Below are 24,874 nucleotides of genomic sequence, written 5' to 3'. Positions count from 1 at the left end.
TATTCTTTATTTAATTATCCATATTCTTCATATGACCTTTACCGATAAGCAAATGTTTGAGGCAATAGAGGCAAATGGGGATGTCAAAGATTGCTTTCAGAAAATAATTGGAGCATGCAGAGAATTAAAAAGCAAGACGGGTTGCCCTAATGATGATGTTGATCGATTTCTTGAATTCGCAATTGGTAAATGGGTCGAATCAGATTGAACAACCTTAATTTTTACAATCAAGTTGACATATTACTTTCTAATGGGAAATAGTAAGAAGAGTTATTCATTTGGTTTGTTTGAATAGATCATATTGATTATTTTTTGAGTGCAAAAATAAAGCACTTTATCTCTAAACTTCATTTAGGAGTTCTTGCTGTGGCTTTTACCACACTTTCTATTCAATTATTCCCAATCTCCAGGCATGCCTCAAGCTGGAATCGATTCTTAAGAAAAACATCTGAGACACTTAGTCAGGTCAATACGGTTAAGAAAATGAATGAGGACAGTAAGGATGTTTTAACAGTGATGATATGTAATGGTGATGTATTTGAAACCAAATTTAAGACCAACAACTAATAAAATATTGGCATGTTTTTCTAGAAGATTTTATTTACCCGCATTTTATACGAAGTACTTTCTATAGTTCTTAGTCAGATTAAAGGGAAATAATAAATCTAAAGGAAGGATTGAAAATAATTATTTCATGCTTGATACAAGGTATCTATAGATTTCCAAATAATCCAGCAATTCCTAAACGATGAATATAGATACAATTAAAATTGGAGGTATTTTGGACCGGTTCATTTTTTGTTGTAATAAGTAATTTTGTTGGGATTCATGCCTTAACAAATATTCAAAAGTAAAGCTTTATATACTGAAAGATTTGATTGTATGAACAATTCAATTCTCTCATAGCTGTCTTTATGCCAGTTTAGATTTTTTCTTATTTTATAAAATAATCTTGCTATTGCTGGAGATACAGCGCTTCCTAAAAGATAAATGATCTATCAAATCATAAATTTTAAGCGGCCAAAAAGGATCTTTCCTATAACTCAATCCCTTTAACCTTGAATAATTTTTCCATATAACCTTGAATTCCTGAGTTTAATCTAGACTGATGTCTTCCCATAACTTTTAGCTTTAATGTCTAGGACTAATGTAAATATTGTAAGTTTGTTAATTATAAGTTAGTATTATAAGTACAACCATTTATTTATCATGCTCACTGGTAAGGATTTATTAGCCAAGGTCAAAGACTTGGGAGATGTCTCAAAATCTGATCTTGTTAAAGCTTGTGGATATGTTTCCACCAAGAAAGGAGGCGGAGAACGTCTTAACTATACTGCTTTTTATGAAGCACTTCTAGAAGCTAAAGGTGTAAACCTAGCAGCTGAAAGTGCTGGTGGTATTGGTAAAGGTGGAAGAAAGCTTAGTTATGTGGCTACCGTTCAAGGAAATGGAAACCTATTGATAGGAAAGGCCTATACAGCTCTTTTAGATCTCAAGCCTGGTGATAATTTTGAGATTAAGATGGGACGTAAAGGATTTCGTTTGGTTCCAGAAGGAGAAGGTTAATCCCAAAAAAACTGATTCAAAATTTTTAGTTTTAGCCCGGAAGCATATCTTCTTCCGGGCCTTTTTTTTGCGAATTGTTCCTTGATATATTTGTCTGTTTATACATCTATAGTTTATAAACCAAGTGAGATGTATCTTTTCTATTTCTTTGCATTTTTGCTTTTTCCTTCAAGGGATAATTTCATTTTATAACTCAATTTTTTTGATTTTATTGAAATTTGTATTTTTTTCCTCTAAACCCAATTACAAATACCTTTTTGAATTATCGTTTTTTTCTATTTTCATGATTCTTTATCATGTTATTTTTTAGTATTATTGTTTTTGGATTAGTTGATTGCCCTCTTGATAAAATCTTAGGTCTTTAATTCATATGATCGATTGTATTGGAGATAATCCCTTGATGAGCATTCTATTTATAGCCTAATCCCACTTTTTAATATTCAGGTATACACTCTTTTTTATCTTGTCATTAATTTTTTATATTCACAGTATGATTTCTATTTTCGTTACCCTTATAACCTTGTACCTATCTTAGTTTCGTGTTTGATCCCCTCTATGAAGAATTTGTTACCAATTCTGCTGACCTATTGATTTATATGGTTCGACATGTGTTTATTGAGCTTCTTTTGCCATTGTCTATTTTTATTGCTGTAATGCTTACTCTCTTTTTAGATTGGAGTTGGATACCTATTTCAAGTATTGAGCGTGAGAGGGGTCATAGTCTTGAAGAAATTAAAAAGTTTTTACTTGAACAAGTGAACGTTTAAATATTTTTTAAGAGCTTTCTTACTTGTTGATTAGATTCCAGCGTTATTATTTAGATAAATAAACATCATTTTATTTTTTTGTTTTAGCTTGGATTCCGAAATATATGGATAAACCAATCAAAACAACAACTAGTAATGAAGAGCTATTCCCAATGATTTCTATAAGCATATTCAGCTTTGATTTAAAATTCTTATTTTACATATTAAACTTTTCCTAGGTATTGGATCTATTCTCTAATAAACTGATGTTACAAATGGATTAGAAAATAGTCCCTCTTTATGAGAATTTCTCAGCCATGCATTATTTACAATGTCTTGGCAAGTGGAATATGAATTATGAGCAGCTATAGAGGCTATGGGTATTTACAATTTATCTATACTATTTCTACCACTAATTTCTCTTAATCGTATTAAATGAAAAATATTCATTTATTTGAAATAAATTTCTCTTACTAACTATTTAAATATTCTTCACTCACTTGAAAATATGAAATGGGATTGAAGAAAATTTAATAATATTGACTATTTTCGCTGACTGGTTGCCATACCTTTCCTTTTAACGTCAGTGATAATCTTCTACCCCATAAAAGGAATGGAAATAAAAAATTTGTCCTCTTGTTTGAGGTGAAGATAATCCTGAGTACTTCTAACAGTGAGTCGCTTGGCTCTTTGATTTCAGAGCAAATCCAATTGATCGCATCCGCACCATGCATGATTTTCTCATCCTTGATGAGAATTGCTCCTTTGTTCAAATCATAGCCTTGGTTATAGAGTTGAGATAATAGGGCTAAATTTTTTCTTCCATCTAAAATTTCTAGTTCAGTAAGGCTGCTTTTTAATTCAAGTAATTGCGCAAAGTGATTGCAAAATGGACATTCACCATCATATATAAATAAACTTTTGTCTGACATGACTATTTATTGTTATTAGTAGTTTACATACAATTTGACTGAAAATGCGTCTAATTAACTATAAAATGGATAAGAGTTTTAAAAAATCAAGAATTAATATAATTATTTTTTTAAGTTTATTAGTTTAAGTCTCTATATAAATTTCAAATATTATTGAGTAATTTATAGATTTAGGATTCAATCACTATTTAATTAGATTGATTTGAGATAAATCATACTATTAATTGATAACGTAATTAATACTAATTTTAGGTGTGTTTTTTCTTCTCAGCTTTTGAAAACGTTACTCTTTACATTATCTTCTTGTATCTGAGGTCTTAATAATGACATAGGAAGTGCGGTTACTATTGCGAATGAAAGAACAAGAATTAAGTCTGTTGTAAAGTGACTTATACCAAGCTCTGAGTGTGCGAGAGCAAAGTTTAGTACTGACATTTTAAATAATTCAATTATTCTAATCATATTTTAGTATCTATATAAATATATATAATGTAGTAAAAATTATTGCTCAAGTAAATAATTTTATACTAATAGTTGATAACTATTTAATTAGTCATCCATATTTAAATTTTTTAATGAGTGTCCGTTTCTATAACTCACTTGTCTTGAAAATACTTTAGTATTTGCAAAGTACACATTTAGAACGCATTTGTTCATAAGGAAAACACTATGTTTAAAATCGTTGCCTATGTTCGTTATTCAAATGCGTCAATAATGCTTGATTGGCATGTCTTCATGGGCGCGCTCATCTTTTTTATACTTTGTGGGATCTTGATATTTCAAAATAAAATTTGGGAGGAGGAAGACTATTCAAGAAATAAAAAATGGTATAAATGGAAAACATCGGCCATTAAGGCAAATAAAGGTGATTTGACTGGGATTTACCCAACATCAAGAAAATAATTTTTTTAAAATCAGCTTTCCCTAAATATCTTGCATTTACTTGAATTTTATTTATAGATGGTTTTGGGGTTTAACATAATTCTTGCTTGTCGTAGTCAAACCAGATAAAAAGAGAGAATAGTTGGTTTGTCTCTTTAATTCAGATATGAATGAAATCAAATGTCCTGAATGTGGTAGTACTATCAGCATTGATGAAGATAATTACTCGAATATCATAAAGCAGGTTAGGGATCAAGAGTTTGATGAAGAATTGAGCAAAAGACTTGAACTACTTGAAAAGGATAAACAGAAATCCTTAGATCTTGCTATTCAGAATATTCGTTTACAAATGCAAAAGGCTGAGTTTGTAAACGAAAAAAAAATGCAAGAGCTTCAATCTCAGTTGATATCATCTCAAGCTGAAAAAACATTGGCTGTGAATAAAATTAAGCATACCTTCGAAAAAGAGAGAGATTCACTTTCATATTTATTGGAGAGAACTAGAGAAAAAAATGAATATGATAAAAAAGTTGCAGTTTCAAACGCCGTTACTGAATTAAAAGAAGGGTATGAAAAAATCAAAAATAACTTAGATAAAGTTGAACTACAAAGAGAATTATCTGAAAAATCTATAAAAATGAAATATGAAATTCAGTTAAAGGAACGTGATGACTTGATTGGGAGACTTCGTGATATGAAAATAAAATTGTCCACAAAAATGGTTGGTGAGTCACTTGAGCATCATTGTGAAAATGAATTCAATCGAATAAGAGCAACAGCTTTCCCTAATGCTTTTTTTGAAAAAGACAATGATGCTAGTTTTGGTAGTAAAGGTGATTACATTTTTCGTGATAGCGATACTGAAGGAAACGAAATCGTTTCAATTATGTTTGAAATGAAAAACGAATGTGATAGTACTTCTAGCAAAAAGAAGAATGAGGATTTTCTGAAAGAGTTAAATAAAGATCGCCTTGAAAAAAATTGTGAATATGCAGTTTTAGTTTCTTTATTGGAAACTGATAATGACTTATTTAATTCTGGGATCGTTGACTTTTCATATCGGTATCCAAAAATGTATGTTGTACGTCCTCAATGCTTTTTACCAATAATTTCTTTACTAAGAAATGCTTCACTTAAGGCCCTTGAGTATAAATCTGAACTAACAGCTATCAAAGAACAGAATATTGATATTACCAATTTTGAGAAAAGCCTTGAACTATTTAAGGATTCTTTTGGTAAAAATTATGCGTTAGCATCAAAACGTTTTGAAACAGCAATTACTGAGATTGATAAATCTATTAATCATTTGCAAAAAACCAAAGATGCTTTAATTGGTGCGGATAGAAATCTTAGATTAGCAAATGACAAAGCCCAAGATGTGTCTGTTAAAAGATTGACTAGAAACAATCCTACTATGAGAGAAAAATTTAAATCTATAAGAACAAGTGAGGCCGCATAGCTTACTCATTAATCTTTAATAAGTTTAATTTTATTAATATGAGTGGTTGGCTTTATTTAATAAGAAATAGAGATTTATATAAAATTGGTATAACAAAAAAATTTGAGAGTAGGATGCGACAACTTAAGCCAGATAATATTGTAGCTAAATTTTATACCAGTGATTTTTTAAAATTAGAAAAAGAGTTACATAATCGGTATAAAAAATTTAGAATCCCTCAAACAGAGTATTTTCGATTAGAACAACATCATCTTAAAGAGATAAAGCAAAGAATATACCAACTTGATCATACTATGATTATAATATTAGGGATTATTTTTAAATCACTATTAATTATAAGTTTATTATTCTTTATTCTTTTATTTGTTTTCTCTTTAAATATTAACGATATTAATATTGTTTTTCTTAAGTCAATTGTTTGGATGGAAAAAATATCATTTGGATACTCCTTTATTTCATTATTTTTACACTCAGGTAAATATTTATCATTTTTAAGTGAATTAAAATATAGATTTTTAAAGTTAATTATTTTTATTGTATATGCTTTGATTTTTAGGATAGCTTCTATTTTCTTTCAATAAAATAAATTTAATTTAGTATCATATTTATAGGGTATTTTAATTGTCTTACTACCACATGTCTTTACTTGACTGCTCCTCTTGTTGTTGTTTTAGGAGACCAAGCCTTCTATCAAATTCAATCTCTTCTGGGCTTTTTTGTTCTACTTTAGGATTTTTATTACATTTTTCTTTCACTTCAAGAATCTTTTGACTTAAGTCCACTGTGAAATGATCTTTAATTTCTTCCCATGCTTCCTTTTCTTCTGCATTGCCTACAGTTCCTTTAATTTGATCGATAATAATTTCCTTTACAAATTTTCTTAGATCACTTTCAGTCATAGAATTAATTTTACTTGATATGTACATATCTTTAAGGGCGTCTAATTCTGTTTCGCTTAGATCCTTATAAGTAAGTTCTTCCATGTTTTTGTAAGCTGTAATACTATTTATAGACCCATTTAGCTTTTAAGACTTTTGATTTAGGATTAAAAGTCTGCACATTCCTTTTTGCCTCATTTTCATTATTGGCAATAACAGTTTCTTCGTGGTAATTACCTAGTTCGTTAACCATGAAAACTTTAAATCTCATCTGTGATAATTTTTTCTTTATTTTATGCTATTTAATTATAAAAACAATGTATTATTCTTAAATGTTGGAATCTTAACCATTGAATTTTTTATTTATCATTTCGATCTACAAGTTTATTAAATATAGTTTCGATCAATATTGCTGTAAAGAATAAACTTAATGATGGAATAAATATTGGAAACCATAGTTTTTGAAACAAATTATATAAATCGGAGTTTCCACTAACACTTAATGTAAAACTAATACCTAGGAATATAGCACCTAATATTAATATATAAAGATTATAAATTAATATATTATCAATAGCTTTCTTCCATTTGCTTTCAATTGCCTTTTTCATTTGTTTTTTTAAGAAATGAACTTTATAATATAAAAATTATTCTGTAAGTCAAATTACTAAGAACCTCTAAAAGCATAAAGATCGATTCCAATTGATTTAAGGTAAACAGCCCCTCCAATAGCAAGTATGTTAAGGCAAAAAACAAATACCCATACTTTCCATGATTGATTTGTTGAATCCATCTTTTTATGATTAATTATCAATACATCTCTTTATGAGATCTTTCATTAATTATAGCTTCAGCTACATACTAAAAGTATCAACTCAAGGCATCAAGATCTCTTCTGTAGTGTTTTGAACATCTTAAATCAATATCATTTGATTTCCAATCGGTGTCTTCTAGCAGGTCCGAATAATTATTACTGTTTGATGGAAGTTTTTTTTCTAATCTCCAACCAGCTTCGTTCAAGAAATCAACATAGTCTTTTGAAAATTGACTTTCATTAATTTGTGAAAGCTTATTGTTGGACCGTAACTTGTTTGATAACTCTCCTTTTGTTTGTAGTGGCATCTAGTGAAGTTCAATTTAAATTGTTCTAATCAATTTTTTTTTTTTTCGTTATGGGGTGTATGTAGTGTTTACCCTCGCTGTAGATATTTCAATGATTAATTATTTAGATTTACTAATACGTCTTTCAAATCAAATCTAATCTTGTTGAGTTGCTCTTGACTTCCAAGGAATATTAGAATCATTCCCGGAGAGATAGATACCTTGTCTTTAGGATTACCCATTAATTGACCAGAAACTTTTGTTGCTAGAAGTAATGCCTCACCACTTTTCGAGAAATTACAAATATTTTCATTTTGACTATTGAAAATTTCGATTTTATCTACATTATCGGTGAGTTTAAATTCTTCGATTTCGCAATCTGATCCTGCAAGCAAGTCTATAAAATCAACAGCAATTGGTCTTAATGCAGAGGCAGCCATAGTTCTTCCTGCCGCAACATAAGGACTTACTACCGCATCGGCTCCTGCTAGTTTTAATTTATTAGCAGCTTCCTCGTTCGCAGCCCTAGCGATCAATCTACAAGTATTATTTAGTGCTTTTGCACTTAAAACAACATATAAATTTGCAGCGTCACTTGGAAGGGTAACTACTAAGCTGCGACAATTTTTAACTCCTGCTAGTAATAATGTTTCGTCCATTGTGGCATCTGCGAGTAGGACGTTGAACCCTTTTTCTTCGGCTTCGATTTTTCTTGATGAATCACTTTCTATTATTATTGTAGATATTTTTTCATTAATTAATTGGTCAGCAATTTCTTTTCCTGTGCGACCATAACCACAAATAATTACATGATTTTTCATTCTTCTAATTAATCTCCTTAACCTTAGCTGCTCTAATTTTATAAAATATCCTAATTCAGACAATTGTATAAACCTTTGAAGAGTTAGTTGAACAACAAATAATCCTCCTCCAATGATTAAAAAAGTTATAACTCTACCTGCTGAACTTAAAACTTCTACTTCACCAAAACCTATTGTTGTAATGGTTATCAATACCATCCACAAACAATCTCCCCAATCCCAACCTTCTGTAATGCGGTATCCAAAGGCACCGAATAAAAATAAAAAAATGAGTAATGATATAGGTTCTGCCCAGACTTTCAAATAGCCTTTATACTTATTTATTTTTATAAGATTCAATTTAATTCTTTAGTCATTATTGTTTTAGTATAGTGATTATTGATTGAAAGTTTTTTCCTTTTTATTAAAGAGGTATAAACTAGCCAATTATATAATCATTCTGCTTCAATTATTGCTTATAGTATGATTTAATTAAATTTGTTAGTAATTATCTAATATGCAATCTCTTACATCTGAAGACAAAAAAGAATTATGTAAGGATGCTTTTCAGGACATATCAGCAATTCTTGCAGGTTTACGCGATCAGGGGTTAACAGATTTGGAAATCTTTGAGTTTGGAAAGTCACTCATAGATCATTTTGATCCAATTAAAATGGAAAATTTAAAAAAAGAATCAGATTATCAGGATGCTTTGTTTAGAGAAGCAAATGATTTGTAGATATATTGAAATGGTTTCATTCTTTTAAAATTTTATATACCGTTTAAAAATTCTTTTCTTTTTATTTATTAGAGACTCTTTATACTTATATCAATAAGTAATAATTGCCTAAATGATTATTTATTATCATTATTTTGTACATTGTTTGTTTTTTGAATAAAGTCAATTATTTCCTTGCTCTGCTTTATTGATAATGATGATAATGGTGATGAAGCAGGTATTTTTAGAAGTGTACATGTCGCTATTATTTCTGGAGAATCAACATTTAAGGCTTCTGCAAGCTCCTTTACTCTCAATCTTGCCACATTAAAAACCATTGTTCTTCATGATTATATAAAGATCTAAGTGTTTTTTTTTTATTTTATTGCTAGTAGTGGAGATAGGCTAATTGAAATTGATTAAATGAATGACGATAATGCATTGAAGTTGACGCTTCACACTGTTGTCTCGTATGCAGTGTCGCGAATGGAGTCTTCATCAGATGAAAATGTGAGAAGGTGCATATTTCAAGAATATAAAGAATGGTTGGGAACCTCTATTGATGATTGGGTTTTAGCATTACCTAATGATTGGGGTAAGTCTGATGCGAATTTTTATTAGAACTAGTAATGTATAAGTTTATATATACGATTTTTCTATATTAATAATTGATTAATTAAAGTTTTTTTGCGCACACTCGTAACCTGATTCTCTAATATCTTTATTTTCATCAATAATTGCTGTGAGAGCACAATCGCAGTAATTAGTTATTGAATCTTTTGAAATAGATTTGGTTGCTGGATTGCTTAGTGCGCTCGAAACACAGTCTTCCATTTGACTTTCAGGATATGAATAGGCTGTAGTGGCAAAAGAAAACATAAAGATAGATATAATTAGGATTTTCTTCATTTTATTTTTAGTAAAAATAAATTATACAATTTTTTTCATTTATTAGGTAACTTACTTAAAAATAATTACTGGTTTGTTGATATAGTAGTAATATTTATAATATTGGATATTTGACAATCAAAAGTAATAATTCTAATATTCATATTTGCCTTTCTTAAATGTCATTAGATCAATTAAGAAAATTTTTAAAGGAAATGCAGAATGATGACGCTTTAAAAGATGAAGTACTTTCTTCCTCAACTGCAGATGATGTTGCCCTGATTGCTTTAAGAAGAGGTTACGAATTTTCAGGAGATGAATTACTACGATTTTCAGGAAAAAAAGTTGGAAGAGTTACAGTACAAAAGAATGATGTACCAGGAGAATATAATTAAACATTATTTTCTTCGACTTAGTTCTTCAACTATTCTATCCCACTTCTTACTGGCCTTAAGATAAGTATCTCTTCTTCGTCTATAGATTAAATAATTAAAAAAGATAATAGTTAATATAAACAATATTACAATTAATAAAATAAAATTCATTTAAGTTGCTCTTGTTGATTTTTTATTACAAGGAAATACTAATAATATGTATATTCTACATCTGTTATACAATTAATTATCATTTGCATTAAGACAAGATACTCATTTTACCAAAAATAATTTCCCATATCTAATCATTTTCTACTAAGATGTATTAAAATTATAACCTAATTCATGGATATCACATTGATAGCAATTGCTATTTTTATTTTGATAGCAGTAGTATTTCTTTCATTATTTTTGTTTAAAAGTATTAATAAAAAATCTTTCACCGCTCAAGACGGCTCTGTTTTTGATAACCAATCTGATTTAGACTTGTATATGAACCTATATGAAAAGACAAAACCTTTGTTCAGCTCAATTGATGAGAAAGCTTCTCCTCAGCAATTACTTGGATTCGAGCAATTATTCTTATCTAAACTAACAACAGAAGGTTTTCCAGATTTAAAAACTCTTGTCAAATATCGAAAGCAATTTAAGTCTTTATCAGATTTAATTAATACTTAGATTGATTTTGATTTTTTATCGTACTTTTATACTATTATCTTAATAATTATATAAGTACTAATGTCTAAAGCCGATTATACTGAAGATGAACTATCAGAAATGAGAGAAGATGCGTTTGTAAATATCAAAGAAGCCTGCATGAGACTTCAAGAAAGAACAATGTGTGGAAACGAAGTTGTCATTAAAATGTTAAACGAAGTTTCTCAATTTTATGTAACGCAAGATGAGAAAAGTAAACCATAATTAACAGTCCGTATTTTTTTAGTTTTATATAAAGTATTCTTTAAATGTTTCAGGATTTATTAATTTAGTACTTGTATCTTTTAACAAACTAATATCTTCAACTGATCCATCAACACTGATTAAATGATTTATTATTCCGGTAAATGTTATATCCCCACCTGTTGTACTGGCTAAGATTGTTTTTGGTTTAAATAACTTTAACAACTGAGGTAGTACTGTTTTACCTTTAATGAATTTACCTGCAAGTGGTAATGAGAAATCTATTACTGGTGTAATTAATAAATTTACATTCCGAGGCTTTATTTTTTTATCAAGAAAACCATGTGGCTCAATATAAATTGAATCTAAATCTGAATCAATAATATAGCCATTTTCAAGATTAGGTACAGATGCACCTGATGTCGCTTGTATTGATAGATTGTTTTTTACAAATGTTTCTCCAGGCTTGAGTGGGTTTATTTTAGTAAAACCAATTTTGCTTACAATTTTACTTGCTGCTTCTGAAGCAATTACTGGGATGCCTTTATTTATCTTTTTTAATGTTGGAGGATGGGAATGATCAGGTTGCCCCTGAGTTAATAATAAAAAATCAAGGTTGCTAGGAACTTCAATTTCTTTAGCCAATTCCCCTTTAATAAGCCAGTCTCCTGGAGGAAAAGTTAAATCACCATTCAACCATGGATCAATCAAAATTCTAGTTTTACCTACTTCAATAAGCCAACCATTTGCTCCGTAGTATGTGGCTTTTATTGACATAGTTTTCTTCTATTATAACTATTGTTATTTTGTACGGTGGATTATTCGGAGGTGTTCATTTATTAGTGGTATCAATATAACACCAATATTATTAATAACATTAGCAAAATAAAGCAAATTAGAAACGCAAATTTTTTAATATATTTTTGGAATTCATACAGCCAATCATTTTCCATGGTATAAGTATTTATTTTAATTATACACTTTAATATTATATCTTTGACAGTAAATACTTATATATTCGTGTTTTGTCCCCTCGCTCAAGAAATTATTTTTCTAGTATTTACTTAAACTCTAAATACTATGACAATTCGAGATTGGGAGGGAGTAGCCCTAATTATTGGTGCCGGTGATATTGGTAGATGTATTTCCGATTATTTGACAGCTAAATCCCCAAATTTGAATGTTGTTGTCTGTACTAGAAATCTTACTAATAACAAGGAAATTTATTTAGATTTGGAGAATGACCATTCATTTGCTTCATTTGAAAACAAAATTTCACTTTTTAAAAAGCCGCTTCGTTTAGTTATCAATACAAGTGGTTTTCTTCATTCAAATAGAGTAAAACCCGAAAAAAGACTTTCACATATAAATCGGTCTAATATCATTAAAAATTTCTCTATTAATGCTATTGCTCCAATTTTGATTGCTAAAAGCATTGAAAAATTTATTAGGCCTGAACTTCCTTTCTCCTATGCAAGTTTAAGTGCCAGAGTTGGAAGTATCGGAGATAATAGGCTTGGTGGTTGGTATTCTTATAGAGCTTCTAAAGCCGCTCAAAATCAATTTTTAAAAACTCTGAGTATTGAATGGAGTAGAAAATTTCCATTATCAATTGTTTCTATTTTGCATCCTGGCACTTGTGATACAAAATTGTCAAAACCTTTTCAGGCAGCCGTCCCTAAGAATAAACTTTTTAGTCCTTCACAATCTTCTGAATATTTAATTAATATTATTTCTGAGCAAAAACCATCTGATTCTGGAAAATTTTTAGGCTGGGATAAGAATATTATTCCCTGGTAAGTGTCTGATTTTAATTAATTATTTTTTTAATTATTTATTTAGATTATTTGTCACCTCTTATTTTATTTTTAAGTTGTATTATATTATAAGCATTGCCATAGCACTTTGGAAAAACATATTGTCTCAATAGGTGGTGGTGGTTTTGGAAGAAATAGTTTGTCTAATTTAATAGAAAAATATATACTTAATCTTTCAGCAAAAACTAGCCCAAAAATTTGTTTTTTACCAACAGCAACAGGAGACAATGATAGCTATATAGTTCGTTTCTACTCAGTATTTAATCGCTTAAATTGTAAACCAAGCCATATTGAATTTTTTAAAAGAACTACAAACATAAAAAAAACTATTATGGATCAGGATGTTGTATTTGTTGGCGGTGGAAATACCAAGAGCATGCTTGCGATTTGGAATGATTGGGGGATGAGTGATTTACTCAAAGATGCTTATAATGAAGGGGTGATCATGAGTGGAGTAAGTGCAGGGGCAATCTGTTGGTTTACAAATGGTATTACAGACTCATGGGACAATGAATTAAGGATCTTAACTTGTTTAGATTTTATAAGTGGGACTTGTTGCCCTCATTATGATGAAGAACCTTCTCGTATTCCTTTTGTTAAGAAAATACTACTTGAAGAAAAAGTAAATAATTGTATTTCTATTGAAGGAGGTTCCGCTATGCACTTTATTAACGGTAAACCATTTAAAAATGTCAGTTTTAAAAATAATAAAAATACATATAATGTATTCCTAGATGATAATAAAATTGTTGAGAAACCATTTGAAAAAATTCAATTATAGATTGTTTTTAATCATTTACAATTGTCCTTCTCTTTATGAAAGCTATTAAAATTAAAAAGAATTTATTTATTTTATAGTACAACAAATGTTTTTATTCTTATTATCATTTTCGGAGATGGGACTAAGTTTACCACTTGTATTTATATTAGTTATTTTTGGTGGTTTCTTTCTTATTAGCTTTTTTATCACAAGTCCAAACATGGATACAAAGGGTTTATTAAGAGTTTTATATTCTAAACCAGTAAGGAAGGATGACGGAACAGTAGAGTATCCAGAAAGTAGGAATAACTAAATTAATAACATATTAGTATATGTTATTAATTTTCAAAGGATTTTTTTTAATTATAAATCAGTGGTAATAATCGAAATTATTTAGATTTTATTGTTTATGCAGGTTCTATTTTTTGTGAAAGTTAGAAATTCCTATAGCCTCATAGCACTCTTGAATAGTAACGTCTTATGTGAACCTTAATCATGTTATAAAAATTGGAAAAAAGTCTGCTTACTAATTTCGAAAGAGTCAATAACGAAAATAACAATAGGACTTTTCTTCCTTCTGTTTAAATGGGAAAGCATTAGAAATTTCACTCGATGATATCCCCTCACGGAAAGAAGTTAGAGAAGCGATACCCAAGCACTGTTTTACTCGACAAACGAACAAATCTCTTTTTTATCTGTCCAGGACAGTAATAATTCAGATTTTTGTTGTTTTGCTAGGTCTCTCAATTCCTCTTACTAGAGAAATGATACCTATTTGGATTTTATATGCATTACTCTCTGGTACAACTTCAATGGGGCTTTGGGTTTTAGCTCATGAATGTGGACATGGTGCATTTTCAGATAATCGTAAATTAGAAACACTCGTCGGATATTGTCTACATTCTTTTTTACTTGTTCCATACTTTTCATGGCAAAGGTCCCATGCTGTTCATCATGCTTTTACAAATCACATAACTGATGGAGAGACTCATGTTCCTGTTGTAATTTCCGGCGATGGACAATCTGAAAAAAAAGGTGGTGAAAGTGAAATGGAGTCATCAATATTCCTTGGAAGGATTTTGTATGGCTTTAATCAACTATTCCTTCACTTGATTCTTGGATGGCCTGCATATTTACTCTTTGGTAAAACCGGTGGACCTCGTTATGGGACCAGTAATCATTTCTGGCCAACAGCTCCCTTCTCAAAAAAACTTTGGCCATCCATATGGGCAAAAAAGGTATGGATATCAGACTGGGGAATTATTATTATGTTGCTTCTACTAACCTCTTGGTCCTTGAATTTTGGATTTATTTCAATGATTAGTCTCTATTTAGGCCCTCTAATTGTTGTTAATATTTGGCTAGTGGTTTATACATGGCTTCATCACACAGATACTGACGTTCCCCATCTTGGAGGTAGTCAATTTTCCTATATGAGAGGTGCATTCTTATCTATAGATAGACCCTATGGGAAAATATTAGATTTTCTTCATCACTCAATAGGTTCTACGCACGTTATTCATCATATTGAACCAACAGTACCCCACTATCATGCAAGACTTGCTACGAAAATACTGAAAAATAAATTTTCTAAGGTCTATCTATATAACCCCACTCCAATTCACAAGTCTCTTTGGCATGTTGCTACAAATTGTGTTGCAGTAAAAAAGGATTACAGTATTGATAGATATGTTTGGAAACAACCCAACCACTCTAAATTTAATTATTAATTTAATATGTTTGATATTAGATTTAAATGTCAAAAAAAGATTATGAAAGCTTTTTATTCAAAATTGATCAATTAAATCAATTGGTTGAATTACTTAATAATTCACCTGAAAAGTATCAAATATTTATTAGATGCAAAACACATGATGATGTCGTGGAACTAGCAAAGCAATGGGGATATGAAATAGGAAAAAGATGGGGAGAATCCTAGGATTTCTTGTGAAAGAGTGAAGTTACTGGCCTCCTCCATTACAGCTCCAAACCTTTGAGGGCATTCCTTGAGTATTAATCCCGTCGATGCGAAATGTTTTTGTAATACATTCATTTTGTGAGTCAGCCCAGGCAGAAATTGTTTCCAATTCTTTTGATATTTCATTAACAGATCGTGATACAGAAATTATTGAGATTGAAGTGAAAAGGAGAGATAGAGTACTTATGCCTGCACAAATAATGTATTTGTTGTTGTCAACTAATTCCTTTAGCATCTCTAGAATAGATTATTTATTGTGAATTTTACTTATAAATTTTAGATAAATCTTTTTAAGTTATCCTTTGAATATATTGGCATTTTACTTAATTTGATTTTTAAAAAATCAATTGGTAAGTTTTATGGTCTTATCAAATAATGAATTTAATTCTTTTTTTCAAAAAAGTCTAATATCTTTTTTAATCTATCTGTGTTTTCAAAGTTAGGGCTTGCTGTAAGGAAAATTACTAATATTATCATTAGTATTCCAATACTAGATACACCTAATAAAAGTTGTTGGAAAGGATCTAAGGATTCAAGCATTTTTATTTAGTGTAATCTTTTTAAAACAATTTTATGATAATTGAATATTAGGCTTTATAACGCAATAGAAACTTTATGTTTTAGTTTTTAGATAATTATTTACTTCTCTTTTGTTTCTTTGGGCCATCTAGGTTTTAAATTTAAAGGATTTTTGAGATTTATTTCTACAGGTTGCCCTTGAGCTAATGAGATCAAAGCTTTAAATGCCCAGCCACCAAAAATCAATAGAGCAGAGATTAAAAATATATAACTTATGTTGGTAAGCATAAATTTACTAATAATATAAAACTATATTAAGACGTTATTTGATATTTTTTTCTATTTTAGATGCAATTAATAAATAATTTTCTTATATATTAATAAATTCTCCTTGATTTTTATTTTTTAAATTTATTAAATTTTTTATATACCCTCAGATCTTCTCGATAATCAGAAGCAATCTATTCAAGCCATTCCTGCTAGATATAAATACTTATTAATGCCTTTTTTTTTAAGCTCGTTATGTGTTTGTTTTACCATTTTTCAATAATTTTATTATTATTTTTTTAACATTTATTGATTTTTATCCGATTTGGTATGAATATAAAAATGTTACTATTTTTCTGAATGATCAACAGTTTCTATTTATATTCTTTTTTTATTTTATTCGGAATTTCTTTTCTCATTTATTTATTTTTTAATTTTAGATCAGATAAAAATCAAATAAGCAATAAAATCGTTTTAAAGAACTTATTAGAGAGTTTAGATATGGATTTGCCTGATGAATTGAAAGCTTTGGATAATTCTTCTACTGATCCTCAAAAACTTTCATAGTTAATACTCTTTTTCAATCTAATGTCTAAGTTTAACTTTGACGATACAGAAACTTCAGGCATTTGGTGGTCTACTAATGTTGCTATTAAGGATTTATGTTTAGAGCTTAAGGAGGATACAAATTGTGAAAACAGTGAAATAGTAGAACTGCTCAAATCAATAGCGGAATCGATTGATTTGAATGGTTTATAAGCTTATTAATACAAATTTCTAAAGTTTATTACTTATCCCATTGTAGTTTCCATTGAGATGATTTCCACTGCCTTGACCATGAATTTCGTGTATTATTCTGAATTTGGAGTTTTGCTTTTAGCCAATCCTTAAGAGAAGTAGGAACGATATTTAACTCGTCTTGAATCAACTTAAGTTGATTCATATCAGCCCCATATCCTGATCTTTCAATCCAGTCAGCCATTATTCCTATGTCGTATTCCAAAAGCTTAATAGTTACTCTCGGAATCATTACATACTCTGTTTGACATCCTTCTGAAGAAACTAAATTTTGCAGCGTCTTTGCCATTTCTAGCCCTGTAAGCTCCTCACCGGCAATATTTATAGATTTATTTTTATATTTCTCTGGTTTCGATATAACACCTCTTACCCATTTACCAATATCTTCTACCGCAATTGTCTGCCACTTAAATTCCTTACCGACTATACCAGGGAATATTTTCTTAGAAATTGTGAAACCAGGTAATTTATTTTCGAAGTTTTCAAAGTAACTTACTGGTCTTAAGACCGTTGTGATTTTTTTAAGACCTACTTTGTCTATATATTCTTCAATATCCCATTTGCTTGTAAAATGCCCTGGAGCCGGGTCATTCTTCAGTGGATCTTTTGCTTTACTAATTGAACTAAATACAAAATGATTTAGATGTCCTTTTTCGTATGCAATTTTAACTTGATTTATCAAGTTAAAGCCTTGTTCCATTTCATATGACCTGACAATACTTCCCCTTAATAATTTCCATCCTTTTGTAGGTGTTGTATTTCCAAAAATCATGTCTACTCCTTCAAAAGCTTTATTAAGGCTTTCAGGATCCATTAAATCCCCTTTAACTAGTTCAACGTTATCTAGACATCCAATCTCTAAAGCTTTTGATGTTTTAAGGTCTCTTGTGATAGCCCGTATCTGATATTTATTGGTTTTGCTTAGTTCCTTAACAACTCCCATGCCCTGTCGGCTAGTAGCCATAGTGACTGCTATGACAGTATTCGTACTTGTATCTGATTTAAAAATAACTCCTTGTTCCCGCACGATTTAAAAACTTTATAAGGAATGTAAAGCATAGGTGAATTTATGTAAAGCTGTTGTGGTTTTCTGGCGGGGAGTGTTAGTGGCGTTGACTTAAGAAGATAGTTTTTACTGATCTACTTGTTGGCTTAACTTCAGATTGCGCTTTCGTAAAGGAATGTTTTATTTGCTTTTTTTGATTCCAAATATTGGCTATGTATTTATTAGTTCTAAGTTTGATCATTATGGCAAATGAAGTTCTTGCAGAAATTGATCGACAAAATATCATTTTTGATGTTGTCGACGGCATCCCTCCATCAGGAGATGAATCCGATGAAGTTAGATCATTTCGCTCCCAAATAGAATCAGATAATTTGATGCTTGAATATTCAGCCGAAGAGTTAGGTTTTAATAATGTTTTGTTTGAGTACCTTAGTCAAGGTTAACCATTGATCAAATTAGAAATTTAATCTAGACCTTGGAATAATTCTTTGTGTACTGCGAATGTATGGTATAAACATGTTCCATTCTCTGGTGATAATCGTTCTCCGTCTTTATTCCATGCAAGTGAACAGACTAGGTCTCCGTCCCATTTTACTTTATGCTCATTAATTTCCTTTGACCAGTCTCTTACACTTTTAAAATGCTCGGGCATATAGTTACCTATTTTTCTGCAAATTTCACAAAGCACTGATAATAATGGTGGCTTAGAATCTAATTTTAGATCTTTAGTGAGAGACGGTTGAGTAAATACGCCAACATATCTAATGTGATCAATAATCTTTTGTTCTTTATCATTTAACTTAGCTTTTATACAGGCTTCTTCAAATTCATCGACGGGAGTTATTGGACGTAATTTAGAATTCACTTAGATTCTTAAAATTATCTTTTATTTTTTTATATTACCAAATTTTTTGTTTTCTAATATGGTCTTTGTTTGTCATATGACATTAATTATATTTTTATATTTTTGCATTTTATCGTCTTGTCTTTTTGAACAAATCAATCTGTCGAAACCACGTTTTAATAACCTTTTCTAAAATCGACAATCAATGAGATTTCTTCATGATTCTCTTGATAAACCCAGTCATAGCTGACTTTGGCAAGAGTTAAATGTTACAAATTAAAATATCAATGGTCATATTCCCTGATGACTGGTATTTATATTGGGTCTTACTAAAGAACATGCTTCCTTTAACCTTCGCTGGACTACTAAGTACACCAGCTCCTACTGCACCAATCATAGGTATCGCTTTTATGGCCCTATTCGGAATTATGGCTGTCGTAGTTGGCCCTAATTATGATGGTTTTAATGACCCAAATACATCTAAATAATTAGATTAACTAGCTAAAATAGGTGGGTTGATATGATTTTCATGTTTACCCACTTTTTTTATGTATTAAATTAATCACATGTAATTGAAATTATTCCATCTAGGTTAAATTTTTTTAAATCATATGTGTACGATTACTAAATAAAATTGTATAGAATATTTTCTAGCATTTATACAATAGTTTCTTATGTGTGTATCAAAATGTCTATTTCCCCCTTTTTGGTTCAAAACCAGTTACTAATTAAATAATCTATTCCTTTTTCTGCTATTTATAACTAGCTTTATTTAACTTTTATGGGTAATTTGTTAATTGCTGGCCTAACAAGCACTCCAGCACCTACAGCAGTTTTAGTTGGAGTCGCATCCATTGCCTTATTTGCAATTGTAGGATTAATGGTCGGTCCTGACTACGATGGTATGAATGCTCCAGAGGTGAAAAAGTAGTCAATATAAATTTTCTATTTATAAAATAACTAAGAGATTTAATTTAATTATTTTTCTTAGTTATTTTTTTATAGGTTTTTTATATCAGCCACTAATTTGTCGTACGAAATTTCTTCTCGTGGGTTTATCGACAATACCTTATTATTTTTAAGAAATTTTTTAACATTTAAATAATATAGATACCACGATTTATTGAATTTCTTATAGACATCACTGCTATCTCTACCTCTTTCTAATTGATCTCTTTTTAGCCTTCTTTTATAACAAATATCTTTTTCCTCTTTGCATACTATATTTATTGTTTCTGTATAGTTTAAGTTTAACCTATGAGCAAATATTCCCTCTAATATAAGGAGTTGATTATCCTCTTTATAGTTTATTTTTATTTGTGTTTTAGATGAAATCTTGCTCTTAAAGTCATATTTATAATGTGTAATTAATCTTTCTTTTTTATATATAGATCTAAGCGTTTTATTTAATTCGAATTTCTTGATACTTAATGGCCTATCATAAATATCATATATAAATATGGATAAAAGTCGGATTAAGATGTTATCTCTGTAGTATGAATCTGTTTTTATTATTATTGAATTATAGAATAATTTAGATAATTTATTAGTTAAATAAGACTTCCCAGAGCCTGATGGTCCTGTAATTACAATAGTTCTCATTATATAACGTATTACTTATGTTTATACAGTCTAAAAACAAATTTACTATTAATGATAAGTATTATGCTGATTTATTATAATTAATTTCTTCTGTAGTCCAGTTTCTGTTATTGAATCTGTTTTCAATAAATCTTAAAACTAGTATTATGACAGGAATATGCATAAGTCCACCAAGTACAACAGTGATTTGGTTGTAAGGCATAATCTTTTTGTTTTGTTTGTTTCAATATACGTTATTAATCATTTGTTATTCTAATATGTATCTTTTAGTTATATAAATAATAATATAATTAGGTATATACTACATTATTTCAGACAATTCGTTTTCAAAAAACCAATTAATTTTGCCATTAGTAAGTTTAACCACTAGACCAAATTGATTTCCATCTACCATTTTATATCCAACTAGTTCGACAACAGGTTTTTCCCTAATTATTTCTAGAATATTTTTTGGTAGTCGATCTTTGACTTCATTAATATCTACTTTCAAATTTTGTCCCTTATGAAGAGTTGAAGAATCTCTAATCATAATTAATTTTCCTATTTATTCATCCATAAGCATATTTCAGTTATCCAATTATTGACAGGGATAATTGATTTTCAATACCACTATATTTTATATATTCTTGAAATTCTGATGAATTAAATGCCTTTTGAGCAGCGGCTTTAGATTCGAATTCAACTATTACCCCTAATTGACCTCCATCCCATTCATTTAAATCGGAATTTTGATTAACATCTTTAGCAATTATTGTTCCACCAACTGATCTAAGCCAAGGAACCACGGTTTTTACGTATTCGATAAATTGTGCAGTGCTTTCAATTTTGGCCTGCTTTAACCAATAACCTTTTTTTGCCATCTCTCTTAATTATTTCTTTAGATTCTCTCATGTCTTCGTCGTATTCGGTTCGATAAGGAAAATTATTTAACTTTAATAATCATAAGTATATTTACTCTTATTTGAGATTAATAGACTTTGAATTTTTGTATATTAGTTGTTAATATTTTTATTAATTAATAGGATTTATTGTATCAAGTTTTGCCTTAAGCTGCATCGCAAGATGTTGTCGACCGACTGCTAGTACTTTAAGGGTATCTTCATGCATCCTTAATTGTGCATCTGCAACTTGCATCCCTTTGACTAATTCCTGTACTTCTTTGGGCATGCTTTTAAGATCATATTTTTTATCCTCAAATGTTAGAATTGCTTCCCTTTCACTTGTTGAGCTATTTGACATTTATTTAATAAATAGTTGATATATTATATAGCATTGATTGTATTTTTAAAACCTCTTGATAAATTGTTTATCGCAAAACTCTTTATATCTTCCTTGCCTGTTAATTAATTCATTATGGTTACCTACTTCACATATTTTGCCCTTCTCAATCACTGCTATTTTATCTGCTTTTTGTATAGTTGATAATCTGTGAGCTATTACCAATACTGTTCGATTATGCATAGCTTGCTTAAGACCTTTTTGAACGGATTCCTCTGCCTCCGCATCCAAGGCACTTGTAGCTTCATCTAGTAATAAAATTGTAGGATCTCCCAGTAATGCTCTTGCAATTGATATTCTCTGTAGTTGACCACCAGAAAGATTGGTACCTCTTTCTTCTATAAACGTTTCATAGCCATCGGGGAATTGTTCAATAAAATCATGAGCATTCGCAATTTTTGCGGCATTTACTATATTTTCTCTGGTTGTCTGTCTCCCAAATCTTATTGCTTCAGCAATGGTCCCTGAAAAGATAAATGTTTTTTGAGGAACTATACCAATTAATCTTCTTAAAGATTTTGTATTAAGTTTATTTAAATTGTATTCATCAATAAATATTGTTCCATTATTAGGTTCTAGAAATTTTAATATTAATGAAAAGATTGTACTTTTGCCTGCACCCGAGGGACCAACTAAGGCAATTATTTTACCACTATCTATCTCTAGACTTATATCGTCTATTACGTCAATATTATTATTATATGAAAAGAATACATTCTTAAATGTTATCTTCCCATAAATTTTATTGGGTATTATACCTCTGTCGATTGTCGACGTTTTTTGAGAATTATTTGTTATTTCATTTAACCTTCTAAGTGAAGCCTGACCTTGCTTTAATTCATTATAGTTAGTAGTAATATGGCTTATTGGATCGATTAACATTATTAAAGCTGTAAAATAACTGCCAAATTCTTCGTTAGACATACCTCCAATTTGTATTCTATAAGTTCCTATTGCGAGGATACTTAAAATACCTATTACTTCTATTAATCCAACTATGGGATGTTGAAGGGCAACAAGTTTAAGCATATTAAATTTAGCTTCTTTATGTAATTTAACTTGTTTATCAAAATCGTTTTGCAACCATTCTTCTACTGCAAATGCTTTAACCATAGGTAGTCCTTGAATTGCTTCTGAAAGTAAACCTGCTAATGAACTAATTTTGTTTTGACTTTTTTCAGATGCTCTTAATACCCTTCCTCCAAAATTACTAACTAATAATGCAATTAAGGGAGCTAATATGATTGTTGCAAATGACAAATTCCAGTCAATAAAAATCATATAACCAAAAACAGCTAATAATTGAAATATCGATGGTGTCGTATCTTGAATAGTTTTATAAATAACTTCCCCAACGCGATCAACATCTTCTGTAAGTCTGTATGCAATATCTCCGGATGAGAGCTTTTCTATGAAAAGGATATTACTTTTTTGAAGTTTTCTAAATAGTGTTGTTCGAAGATCTTGGCTTAAGGCTAATGCTGGTTTTGCTAAGAGACTATCTTGTAGATATTGTGCAGTTTTTTGGATTATAAAAATAATTAGGGCTTGTAAAATTACGTTTAATACTTGTTTTGTATCTCCTTGACCAATCGCAGGTATTAATTTTCCTGATAACCATGCGAGTATCGGCCAGCAAATTACGTATACAAACATGCTTATTCCGCCCATCAACAAGATTGGCAAATGTCCCTTGAGTCTCCCTATCAGGTAAATGAAATTTATTTTGTTTTTTTGTTTCATTCCATCAAACTATCAATGTTTAATTTAAAAGCACGTAAATGAAATTAGATCAATTCCTCAAATTTATTGGGATCGTTCAGACTGGCGGAGAAGCAAAATTGATTATTAAATCAGGAAAAATATTAGTCAATGGCATAGTGGAAAACAGAAGAGGTAGAAAATTAATTGAAGGTGATCAAATTATTTTTGCAAATGAAACATACATTGTTCCAAATTCTGATCCTCTAGGCCGTAAGTTGGCAATAAGCGAAAAATGAGGAGCTAGCGTGCGTAAACCGGTCATCGCAGGGAATTGGAAGATGAACATGACTTGTTCTGAGGCAATTGAGTACATGCGTGTATTGATCCCATTATTGAAAGATATACCGAAAAAAGAAAGAGATGTTGTCATTGCACCCCCATTTACTGCTTTATACCCTCTCTCTGAGTTCATCAAGGAAAGAAGCGAATCTCTTTCCTTGTCTAGCCAAAATGTTCACTGGGAGGATAGTGGAGCCTATACAGCCGAGGTATCTCCTCTCATGCTTAACGAGCTTTCGGTTAAATGTGCAATTGTTGGACATAGCGAGCCACGAAAATATTTCAGTGAAAGCGATGAACAAATAAATAAGAGAGCGAAATCAGCTCAAGACCATCAATTAATACCAATTGTTTGTGTTGGGGAAACTATTGAACAAAGAGAGCTGGGTGAAGCAGAAAGGGTTATTAGAAGGCAAGTTGATCAGGGTCTTGAAGGCATAGATGTGAAAAAGCTAATAGTCGCTTATGAACCAATTTGGGCCATTGGAACGGGGAAAACATGTGAGGCAAATGAGGCTAATAGAATTTGTGGACTGATTCGTAAATGGACTGGTTATGAAGACGTAATTATTCAATACGGTGGATCAGTTAAATCAAATAATATTGATGAGATTATGTCCATGTCTGATATTGATGGTGTATTAGTTGGAGGAGCGTCTTTGGATCCTATAAGTTTTGCGAGAATTGCTAACTACGAAAAAAATTATTAATTATCTGC

At 30.1% G+C, this 24,874-nt stretch carries 42 protein-coding genes; 22 read left to right on the top strand and 20 right to left on the bottom strand.

The features are described 5' to 3' along the window. Positions 1-52: 52 nt before the first annotated feature. From O5640_RS02205 to O5640_RS02190, 4 genes are all read left to right on the top strand, one after another. Complete coding sequence (locus tag O5640_RS02205) at positions 53-208, top strand: hypothetical protein (RefSeq protein WP_269612981.1); 156 nt, start codon at positions 53-55, stop codon at positions 206-208. A 104-nt stretch (positions 209-312) separates the two neighbouring features. Further along, positions 313-567, top strand: coding sequence for a hypothetical protein (locus O5640_RS02200; protein WP_269612980.1), 255 nt, complete (start codon positions 313-315; stop codon positions 565-567). A gap of 642 nt (positions 568-1,209) precedes the next feature. Next, positions 1,210-1,566: an AbrB family transcriptional regulator gene (locus O5640_RS02195; protein WP_011293945.1), complete on the top strand. Its 357-nt coding sequence runs from the start codon at positions 1,210-1,212 to the stop codon at positions 1,564-1,566. A gap of 539 nt (positions 1,567-2,105) precedes the next feature. Then, complete coding sequence (locus tag O5640_RS02190) at positions 2,106-2,333, top strand: hypothetical protein (protein WP_269612979.1); 228 nt, start codon at positions 2,106-2,108, stop codon at positions 2,331-2,333. 509 nt (positions 2,334-2,842) lie between these two features. Here O5640_RS02190 and O5640_RS02185 read toward each other — a convergent pair. Further along, on the bottom strand, positions 2,843-3,244 hold the full coding sequence (locus tag O5640_RS02185; RefSeq protein WP_269612978.1) for a DCC1-like thiol-disulfide oxidoreductase family protein: 402 nt from the start codon (positions 3,242-3,244) through the stop codon (positions 2,843-2,845). A gap of 267 nt (positions 3,245-3,511) precedes the next feature. Next, positions 3,512-3,679: a hypothetical protein gene (locus O5640_RS02180; protein WP_269612977.1), complete on the bottom strand. Its 168-nt coding sequence runs from the start codon at positions 3,677-3,679 to the stop codon at positions 3,512-3,514. Between the two features lie 234 nt (positions 3,680-3,913). On the opposite strand from O5640_RS02180, the gene O5640_RS02175 reads away from it, so the two are divergent. The 3 genes from O5640_RS02175 (at position 3,914) to O5640_RS02165 (ending at position 6,166) form a co-directional block, all read left to right on the top strand. Then, a complete protein-coding gene (locus O5640_RS02175; RefSeq protein ID WP_269612976.1) occupies positions 3,914-4,147 on the top strand; it encodes a hypothetical protein in 234 nt (77 codons plus the stop codon). A 145-nt stretch (positions 4,148-4,292) separates the two neighbouring features. Then, complete coding sequence (locus O5640_RS02170; RefSeq protein ID WP_269612975.1) at positions 4,293-5,585, top strand: DUF2130 domain-containing protein; 1,293 nt, start codon at positions 4,293-4,295, stop codon at positions 5,583-5,585. A 38-nt stretch (positions 5,586-5,623) separates the two neighbouring features. Continuing rightward, on the top strand, positions 5,624-6,166 hold the full coding sequence (locus tag O5640_RS02165) for a GIY-YIG nuclease family protein (protein ID WP_269612974.1): 543 nt from the start codon (positions 5,624-5,626) through the stop codon (positions 6,164-6,166). A gap of 48 nt (positions 6,167-6,214) precedes the next feature. Here the strand turns inward: O5640_RS02165 and O5640_RS02160 are convergent, their stop codons facing one another. The 5 genes from O5640_RS02160 to O5640_RS02140 all read right to left on the bottom strand — a co-directional run bounded on the left by O5640_RS02160 (position 6,215) and on the right by O5640_RS02140 (position 8,724). Next, the gene (locus O5640_RS02160) at positions 6,215-6,568 is read right to left on the bottom strand and encodes a DUF7326 family protein (RefSeq protein WP_269612973.1); all 354 of its coding nucleotides are present in this window, start codon (positions 6,566-6,568) and stop codon (positions 6,215-6,217) included. Positions 6,569-6,587: 19 nt separating this feature from the next. Then, complete coding sequence (locus O5640_RS02155) at positions 6,588-6,716, bottom strand: hypothetical protein (RefSeq protein WP_269612972.1); 129 nt, start codon at positions 6,714-6,716, stop codon at positions 6,588-6,590. Positions 6,717-6,822: 106 nt separating this feature from the next. After that, positions 6,823-7,074 (bottom strand): hypothetical protein, encoded by a 252-nt coding sequence (locus tag O5640_RS02150; RefSeq protein WP_269612971.1) that lies wholly within the window; start codon positions 7,072-7,074, stop codon positions 6,823-6,825. A gap of 259 nt (positions 7,075-7,333) precedes the next feature. Then, on the bottom strand, positions 7,334-7,585 hold the full coding sequence (locus tag O5640_RS02145; protein WP_269612970.1) for a hypothetical protein: 252 nt from the start codon (positions 7,583-7,585) through the stop codon (positions 7,334-7,336). Positions 7,586-7,680: 95 nt separating this feature from the next. After that, positions 7,681-8,724 (bottom strand): potassium channel family protein, encoded by a 1,044-nt coding sequence (locus O5640_RS02140; RefSeq protein WP_269612969.1) that lies wholly within the window; start codon positions 8,722-8,724, stop codon positions 7,681-7,683. Positions 8,725-8,881: 157 nt separating this feature from the next. Here O5640_RS02140 and O5640_RS02135 point away from each other — a divergent pair, with 157 nt between their 5' ends. After that, positions 8,882-9,103, top strand: coding sequence for a hypothetical protein (locus tag O5640_RS02135; protein ID WP_269612968.1), 222 nt, complete (start codon positions 8,882-8,884; stop codon positions 9,101-9,103). Between the two features lie 116 nt (positions 9,104-9,219). On the opposite strand, the gene O5640_RS02130 is transcribed toward O5640_RS02135, so the two are convergent. Then, the gene (locus tag O5640_RS02130) at positions 9,220-9,420 is read right to left on the bottom strand and encodes a translation initiation factor IF-2 N-terminal domain-containing protein (RefSeq protein ID WP_269612967.1); all 201 of its coding nucleotides are present in this window, start codon (positions 9,418-9,420) and stop codon (positions 9,220-9,222) included. A gap of 85 nt (positions 9,421-9,505) precedes the next feature. Between O5640_RS02130 and O5640_RS02125 the strand changes: the two genes are divergently transcribed. After that, a complete protein-coding gene (locus O5640_RS02125; RefSeq protein WP_269612966.1) occupies positions 9,506-9,703 on the top strand; it encodes a hypothetical protein in 198 nt (65 codons plus the stop codon). A 51-nt stretch (positions 9,704-9,754) separates the two neighbouring features. Here the strand turns inward: O5640_RS02125 and O5640_RS02120 are convergent, their stop codons facing one another. Continuing rightward, positions 9,755-9,961, bottom strand: a complete 207-nt coding sequence (locus O5640_RS02120; RefSeq protein WP_269612965.1) for a hypothetical protein — start codon at positions 9,959-9,961, stop codon at positions 9,755-9,757. A gap of 188 nt (positions 9,962-10,149) precedes the next feature. Between O5640_RS02120 and O5640_RS02115 the strand changes: the two genes are divergently transcribed. The 3 genes from O5640_RS02115 to O5640_RS02105 all read left to right on the top strand — a co-directional run bounded on the left by O5640_RS02115 (position 10,150) and on the right by O5640_RS02105 (position 11,265). Further along, on the top strand, positions 10,150-10,365 hold the full coding sequence (locus O5640_RS02115; protein ID WP_269612964.1) for a Nif11-like leader peptide family natural product precursor: 216 nt from the start codon (positions 10,150-10,152) through the stop codon (positions 10,363-10,365). A 324-nt stretch (positions 10,366-10,689) separates the two neighbouring features. Further along, entirely contained in the window at positions 10,690-11,022 is a 333-nt protein-coding gene (locus O5640_RS02110; RefSeq protein ID WP_269612963.1) for a hypothetical protein, read from the top strand. Between the two features lie 60 nt (positions 11,023-11,082). After that, positions 11,083-11,265 carry a hypothetical protein gene (locus O5640_RS02105; protein ID WP_269612962.1) on the top strand — a complete coding sequence of 61 codons (183 nt, stop codon included), beginning with the start codon at positions 11,083-11,085 and terminating at the stop codon, positions 11,263-11,265. A 24-nt stretch (positions 11,266-11,289) separates the two neighbouring features. On the opposite strand, the gene O5640_RS02100 is transcribed toward O5640_RS02105, so the two are convergent. After that, positions 11,290-12,021 (bottom strand): MBL fold metallo-hydrolase, encoded by a 732-nt coding sequence (locus tag O5640_RS02100; protein ID WP_269612961.1) that lies wholly within the window; start codon positions 12,019-12,021, stop codon positions 11,290-11,292. Positions 12,022-12,324: 303 nt separating this feature from the next. On the opposite strand from O5640_RS02100, the gene O5640_RS02095 reads away from it, so the two are divergent. From O5640_RS02095 to O5640_RS02080, 4 genes are all read left to right on the top strand, one after another. Then, the gene (locus tag O5640_RS02095; RefSeq protein ID WP_269612959.1) at positions 12,325-13,044 is read left to right on the top strand and encodes an SDR family NAD(P)-dependent oxidoreductase; all 720 of its coding nucleotides are present in this window, start codon (positions 12,325-12,327) and stop codon (positions 13,042-13,044) included. Between the two features lie 105 nt (positions 13,045-13,149). Next, entirely contained in the window at positions 13,150-13,842 is a 693-nt protein-coding gene (locus O5640_RS02090; RefSeq protein WP_269612957.1) for a peptidase E, read from the top strand. A 743-nt stretch (positions 13,843-14,585) separates the two neighbouring features. Next, positions 14,586-15,551, top strand: coding sequence for a fatty acid desaturase (locus tag O5640_RS02085; protein WP_269612955.1), 966 nt, complete (start codon positions 14,586-14,588; stop codon positions 15,549-15,551). A gap of 26 nt (positions 15,552-15,577) precedes the next feature. Beyond that, a complete protein-coding gene (locus O5640_RS02080) occupies positions 15,578-15,760 on the top strand; it encodes a Nif11 family protein (protein ID WP_269612953.1) in 183 nt (60 codons plus the stop codon). A 22-nt stretch (positions 15,761-15,782) separates the two neighbouring features. Here the strand turns inward: O5640_RS02080 and O5640_RS02075 are convergent, their stop codons facing one another. Together O5640_RS02075 and O5640_RS02070 are read right to left on the bottom strand one after the other, a co-directional pair. Beyond that, positions 15,783-16,034 carry a hypothetical protein gene (locus tag O5640_RS02075; RefSeq protein WP_269612952.1) on the bottom strand — a complete coding sequence of 84 codons (252 nt, stop codon included), beginning with the start codon at positions 16,032-16,034 and terminating at the stop codon, positions 15,783-15,785. A gap of 404 nt (positions 16,035-16,438) precedes the next feature. Continuing rightward, positions 16,439-16,606, bottom strand: coding sequence for a hypothetical protein (locus O5640_RS02070; protein WP_269612951.1), 168 nt, complete (start codon positions 16,604-16,606; stop codon positions 16,439-16,441). A gap of 567 nt (positions 16,607-17,173) precedes the next feature. Here O5640_RS02070 and O5640_RS02065 point away from each other — a divergent pair. Next, complete coding sequence (locus O5640_RS02065) at positions 17,174-17,344, top strand: hypothetical protein (protein ID WP_269612949.1); 171 nt, start codon at positions 17,174-17,176, stop codon at positions 17,342-17,344. Positions 17,345-17,372: 28 nt separating this feature from the next. Here the strand turns inward: O5640_RS02065 and O5640_RS02060 are convergent, their stop codons facing one another. Continuing rightward, on the bottom strand, positions 17,373-18,410 hold the full coding sequence (locus O5640_RS02060; RefSeq protein WP_269612948.1) for an NmrA/HSCARG family protein: 1,038 nt from the start codon (positions 18,408-18,410) through the stop codon (positions 17,373-17,375). Positions 18,411-18,631: 221 nt separating this feature from the next. On the opposite strand from O5640_RS02060, the gene O5640_RS02055 reads away from it, so the two are divergent. Continuing rightward, a complete protein-coding gene (locus O5640_RS02055; RefSeq protein WP_269612946.1) occupies positions 18,632-18,832 on the top strand; it encodes a hypothetical protein in 201 nt (66 codons plus the stop codon). Positions 18,833-18,852: 20 nt separating this feature from the next. Here the strand turns inward: O5640_RS02055 and O5640_RS02050 are convergent, their stop codons facing one another. After that, a complete protein-coding gene (locus O5640_RS02050) occupies positions 18,853-19,254 on the bottom strand; it encodes a hypothetical protein (RefSeq protein WP_269612945.1) in 402 nt (133 codons plus the stop codon). Positions 19,255-19,499: 245 nt separating this feature from the next. Here O5640_RS02050 and O5640_RS02045 point away from each other — a divergent pair, with 245 nt between their 5' ends. Then, entirely contained in the window at positions 19,500-19,721 is a 222-nt protein-coding gene (locus O5640_RS02045; protein WP_269605689.1) for a hypothetical protein, read from the top strand. A gap of 293 nt (positions 19,722-20,014) precedes the next feature. Beyond that, on the top strand, positions 20,015-20,164 hold the full coding sequence (locus tag O5640_RS02040; protein ID WP_269612944.1) for a hypothetical protein: 150 nt from the start codon (positions 20,015-20,017) through the stop codon (positions 20,162-20,164). Positions 20,165-20,232: 68 nt separating this feature from the next. On the opposite strand, the gene O5640_RS02035 is transcribed toward O5640_RS02040, so the two are convergent. From O5640_RS02035 to O5640_RS02010, 6 genes are all read right to left on the bottom strand, one after another. Beyond that, a complete protein-coding gene (locus tag O5640_RS02035) occupies positions 20,233-20,835 on the bottom strand; it encodes a uridine kinase family protein (protein WP_269612943.1) in 603 nt (200 codons plus the stop codon). Between the two features lie 61 nt (positions 20,836-20,896). Further along, on the bottom strand, positions 20,897-21,037 hold the full coding sequence (locus tag O5640_RS02030; protein WP_269612942.1) for a hypothetical protein: 141 nt from the start codon (positions 21,035-21,037) through the stop codon (positions 20,897-20,899). Positions 21,038-21,136: 99 nt separating this feature from the next. After that, positions 21,137-21,364, bottom strand: a complete 228-nt coding sequence (locus tag O5640_RS02025; protein WP_269612941.1) for a DUF2862 domain-containing protein — start codon at positions 21,362-21,364, stop codon at positions 21,137-21,139. A gap of 40 nt (positions 21,365-21,404) precedes the next feature. Continuing rightward, positions 21,405-21,695, bottom strand: coding sequence for a DUF1330 domain-containing protein (locus tag O5640_RS02020; protein WP_269612940.1), 291 nt, complete (start codon positions 21,693-21,695; stop codon positions 21,405-21,407). Between the two features lie 151 nt (positions 21,696-21,846). Further along, positions 21,847-22,074: a DUF6447 family protein gene (locus tag O5640_RS02015; RefSeq protein WP_269612939.1), complete on the bottom strand. Its 228-nt coding sequence runs from the start codon at positions 22,072-22,074 to the stop codon at positions 21,847-21,849. 45 nt (positions 22,075-22,119) lie between these two features. Next, the gene (locus tag O5640_RS02010; protein ID WP_269612937.1) at positions 22,120-23,856 is read right to left on the bottom strand and encodes an ABC transporter ATP-binding protein; all 1,737 of its coding nucleotides are present in this window, start codon (positions 23,854-23,856) and stop codon (positions 22,120-22,122) included. A 38-nt stretch (positions 23,857-23,894) separates the two neighbouring features. Between O5640_RS02010 and O5640_RS02005 the strand changes: the two genes are divergently transcribed. Both O5640_RS02005 and tpiA read left to right on the top strand, forming a co-directional pair. Next, entirely contained in the window at positions 23,895-24,113 is a 219-nt protein-coding gene (locus O5640_RS02005; RefSeq protein WP_269612936.1) for an RNA-binding S4 domain-containing protein, read from the top strand. A gap of 9 nt (positions 24,114-24,122) precedes the next feature. Then, on the top strand, positions 24,123-24,866 hold the full coding sequence (gene tpiA, locus O5640_RS02000; RefSeq protein WP_269612934.1) for a triose-phosphate isomerase: 744 nt from the start codon (positions 24,123-24,125) through the stop codon (positions 24,864-24,866). Positions 24,867-24,874: the final 8 nt, after the last annotated feature.

Source organism: Prochlorococcus marinus str. MIT 0912, assembly GCF_027359595.1.
GTDB lineage: Bacteria > Cyanobacteriota > Cyanobacteriia > PCC-6307 > Cyanobiaceae > Prochlorococcus_B > Prochlorococcus_B marinus_C.
Note: the sequence above shows the minus strand (reverse complement) of the source record. Positions and strands in the feature narration are given on the sequence as shown.

What these genes read in the sequence shown, in the direction of transcription:
- O5640_RS02205 (WP_269612981.1), top strand. Translation starts at nt 53, where the DNA reads ATGTTTGAGGCAATAGAGGCAAATGGGGATGTCAAAGATTGCTTTCAG.
- O5640_RS02195 (WP_011293945.1), top strand. Translation starts at nt 1,210, where the DNA reads ATGCTCACTGGTAAGGATTTATTAGCCAAGGTCAAAGACTTGGGAGAT.
- O5640_RS02185 (WP_269612978.1), bottom strand. Translation starts at nt 3,244, where the DNA reads ATGTCAGACAAAAGTTTATTTATATATGATGGTGAATGTCCATTTTGC.
- O5640_RS02180 (WP_269612977.1), bottom strand. Translation starts at nt 3,679, where the DNA reads ATGTCAGTACTAAACTTTGCTCTCGCACACTCAGAGCTTGGTATAAGT.
- O5640_RS02175 (WP_269612976.1), top strand. Translation starts at nt 3,914, where the DNA reads ATGTTTAAAATCGTTGCCTATGTTCGTTATTCAAATGCGTCAATAATG.
- O5640_RS02170 (WP_269612975.1), top strand. Translation starts at nt 4,293, where the DNA reads ATGAATGAAATCAAATGTCCTGAATGTGGTAGTACTATCAGCATTGAT.
- O5640_RS02165 (WP_269612974.1), top strand. Translation starts at nt 5,624, where the DNA reads ATGAGTGGTTGGCTTTATTTAATAAGAAATAGAGATTTATATAAAATT.
- O5640_RS02160 (WP_269612973.1), bottom strand. Translation starts at nt 6,568, where the DNA reads ATGGAAGAACTTACTTATAAGGATCTAAGCGAAACAGAATTAGACGCC.
- O5640_RS02155 (WP_269612972.1), bottom strand. Translation starts at nt 6,716, where the DNA reads ATGGTTAACGAACTAGGTAATTACCACGAAGAAACTGTTATTGCCAAT.
- O5640_RS02150 (WP_269612971.1), bottom strand. Translation starts at nt 7,074, where the DNA reads ATGAAAAAGGCAATTGAAAGCAAATGGAAGAAAGCTATTGATAATATA.
- O5640_RS02145 (WP_269612970.1), bottom strand. Translation starts at nt 7,585, where the DNA reads ATGCCACTACAAACAAAAGGAGAGTTATCAAACAAGTTACGGTCCAAC.
- O5640_RS02135 (WP_269612968.1), top strand. Translation starts at nt 8,882, where the DNA reads ATGCAATCTCTTACATCTGAAGACAAAAAAGAATTATGTAAGGATGCT.
- O5640_RS02130 (WP_269612967.1), bottom strand. Translation starts at nt 9,420, where the DNA reads ATGGTTTTTAATGTGGCAAGATTGAGAGTAAAGGAGCTTGCAGAAGCC.
- O5640_RS02125 (WP_269612966.1), top strand. Translation starts at nt 9,506, where the DNA reads ATGAATGACGATAATGCATTGAAGTTGACGCTTCACACTGTTGTCTCG.
- O5640_RS02120 (WP_269612965.1), bottom strand. Translation starts at nt 9,961, where the DNA reads ATGTTTTCTTTTGCCACTACAGCCTATTCATATCCTGAAAGTCAAATG.
- O5640_RS02115 (WP_269612964.1), top strand. Translation starts at nt 10,150, where the DNA reads ATGTCATTAGATCAATTAAGAAAATTTTTAAAGGAAATGCAGAATGAT.
- O5640_RS02110 (WP_269612963.1), top strand. Translation starts at nt 10,690, where the DNA reads ATGGATATCACATTGATAGCAATTGCTATTTTTATTTTGATAGCAGTA.
- O5640_RS02105 (WP_269612962.1), top strand. Translation starts at nt 11,083, where the DNA reads ATGTCTAAAGCCGATTATACTGAAGATGAACTATCAGAAATGAGAGAA.
- O5640_RS02100 (WP_269612961.1), bottom strand. Translation starts at nt 12,021, where the DNA reads ATGTCAATAAAAGCCACATACTACGGAGCAAATGGTTGGCTTATTGAA.
- O5640_RS02095 (WP_269612959.1), top strand. Translation starts at nt 12,325, where the DNA reads ATGACAATTCGAGATTGGGAGGGAGTAGCCCTAATTATTGGTGCCGGT.
- O5640_RS02085 (WP_269612955.1), top strand. Translation starts at nt 14,586, where the DNA reads ATGATACCTATTTGGATTTTATATGCATTACTCTCTGGTACAACTTCA.
- O5640_RS02080 (WP_269612953.1), top strand. Translation starts at nt 15,578, where the DNA reads ATGTCAAAAAAAGATTATGAAAGCTTTTTATTCAAAATTGATCAATTA.
- O5640_RS02075 (WP_269612952.1), bottom strand. Translation starts at nt 16,034, where the DNA reads ATGCTAAAGGAATTAGTTGACAACAACAAATACATTATTTGTGCAGGC.
- O5640_RS02070 (WP_269612951.1), bottom strand. Translation starts at nt 16,606, where the DNA reads ATGCTTACCAACATAAGTTATATATTTTTAATCTCTGCTCTATTGATT.
- O5640_RS02065 (WP_269612949.1), top strand. Translation starts at nt 17,174, where the DNA reads ATGTCTAAGTTTAACTTTGACGATACAGAAACTTCAGGCATTTGGTGG.
- O5640_RS02055 (WP_269612946.1), top strand. Translation starts at nt 18,632, where the DNA reads ATGGCAAATGAAGTTCTTGCAGAAATTGATCGACAAAATATCATTTTT.
- O5640_RS02045 (WP_269605689.1), top strand. Translation starts at nt 19,500, where the DNA reads ATGTTACAAATTAAAATATCAATGGTCATATTCCCTGATGACTGGTAT.
- O5640_RS02040 (WP_269612944.1), top strand. Translation starts at nt 20,015, where the DNA reads ATGGGTAATTTGTTAATTGCTGGCCTAACAAGCACTCCAGCACCTACA.
- O5640_RS02035 (WP_269612943.1), bottom strand. Translation starts at nt 20,835, where the DNA reads ATGAGAACTATTGTAATTACAGGACCATCAGGCTCTGGGAAGTCTTAT.
- O5640_RS02030 (WP_269612942.1), bottom strand. Translation starts at nt 21,037, where the DNA reads ATGCCTTACAACCAAATCACTGTTGTACTTGGTGGACTTATGCATATT.
- O5640_RS02025 (WP_269612941.1), bottom strand. Translation starts at nt 21,364, where the DNA reads ATGATTAGAGATTCTTCAACTCTTCATAAGGGACAAAATTTGAAAGTA.
- O5640_RS02020 (WP_269612940.1), bottom strand. Translation starts at nt 21,695, where the DNA reads ATGGCAAAAAAAGGTTATTGGTTAAAGCAGGCCAAAATTGAAAGCACT.
- O5640_RS02015 (WP_269612939.1), bottom strand. Translation starts at nt 22,074, where the DNA reads ATGTCAAATAGCTCAACAAGTGAAAGGGAAGCAATTCTAACATTTGAG.
- O5640_RS02010 (WP_269612937.1), bottom strand. Translation starts at nt 23,856, where the DNA reads ATGAAACAAAAAAACAAAATAAATTTCATTTACCTGATAGGGAGACTC.
- O5640_RS02005 (WP_269612936.1), top strand. Translation starts at nt 23,895, where the DNA reads ATGAAATTAGATCAATTCCTCAAATTTATTGGGATCGTTCAGACTGGC.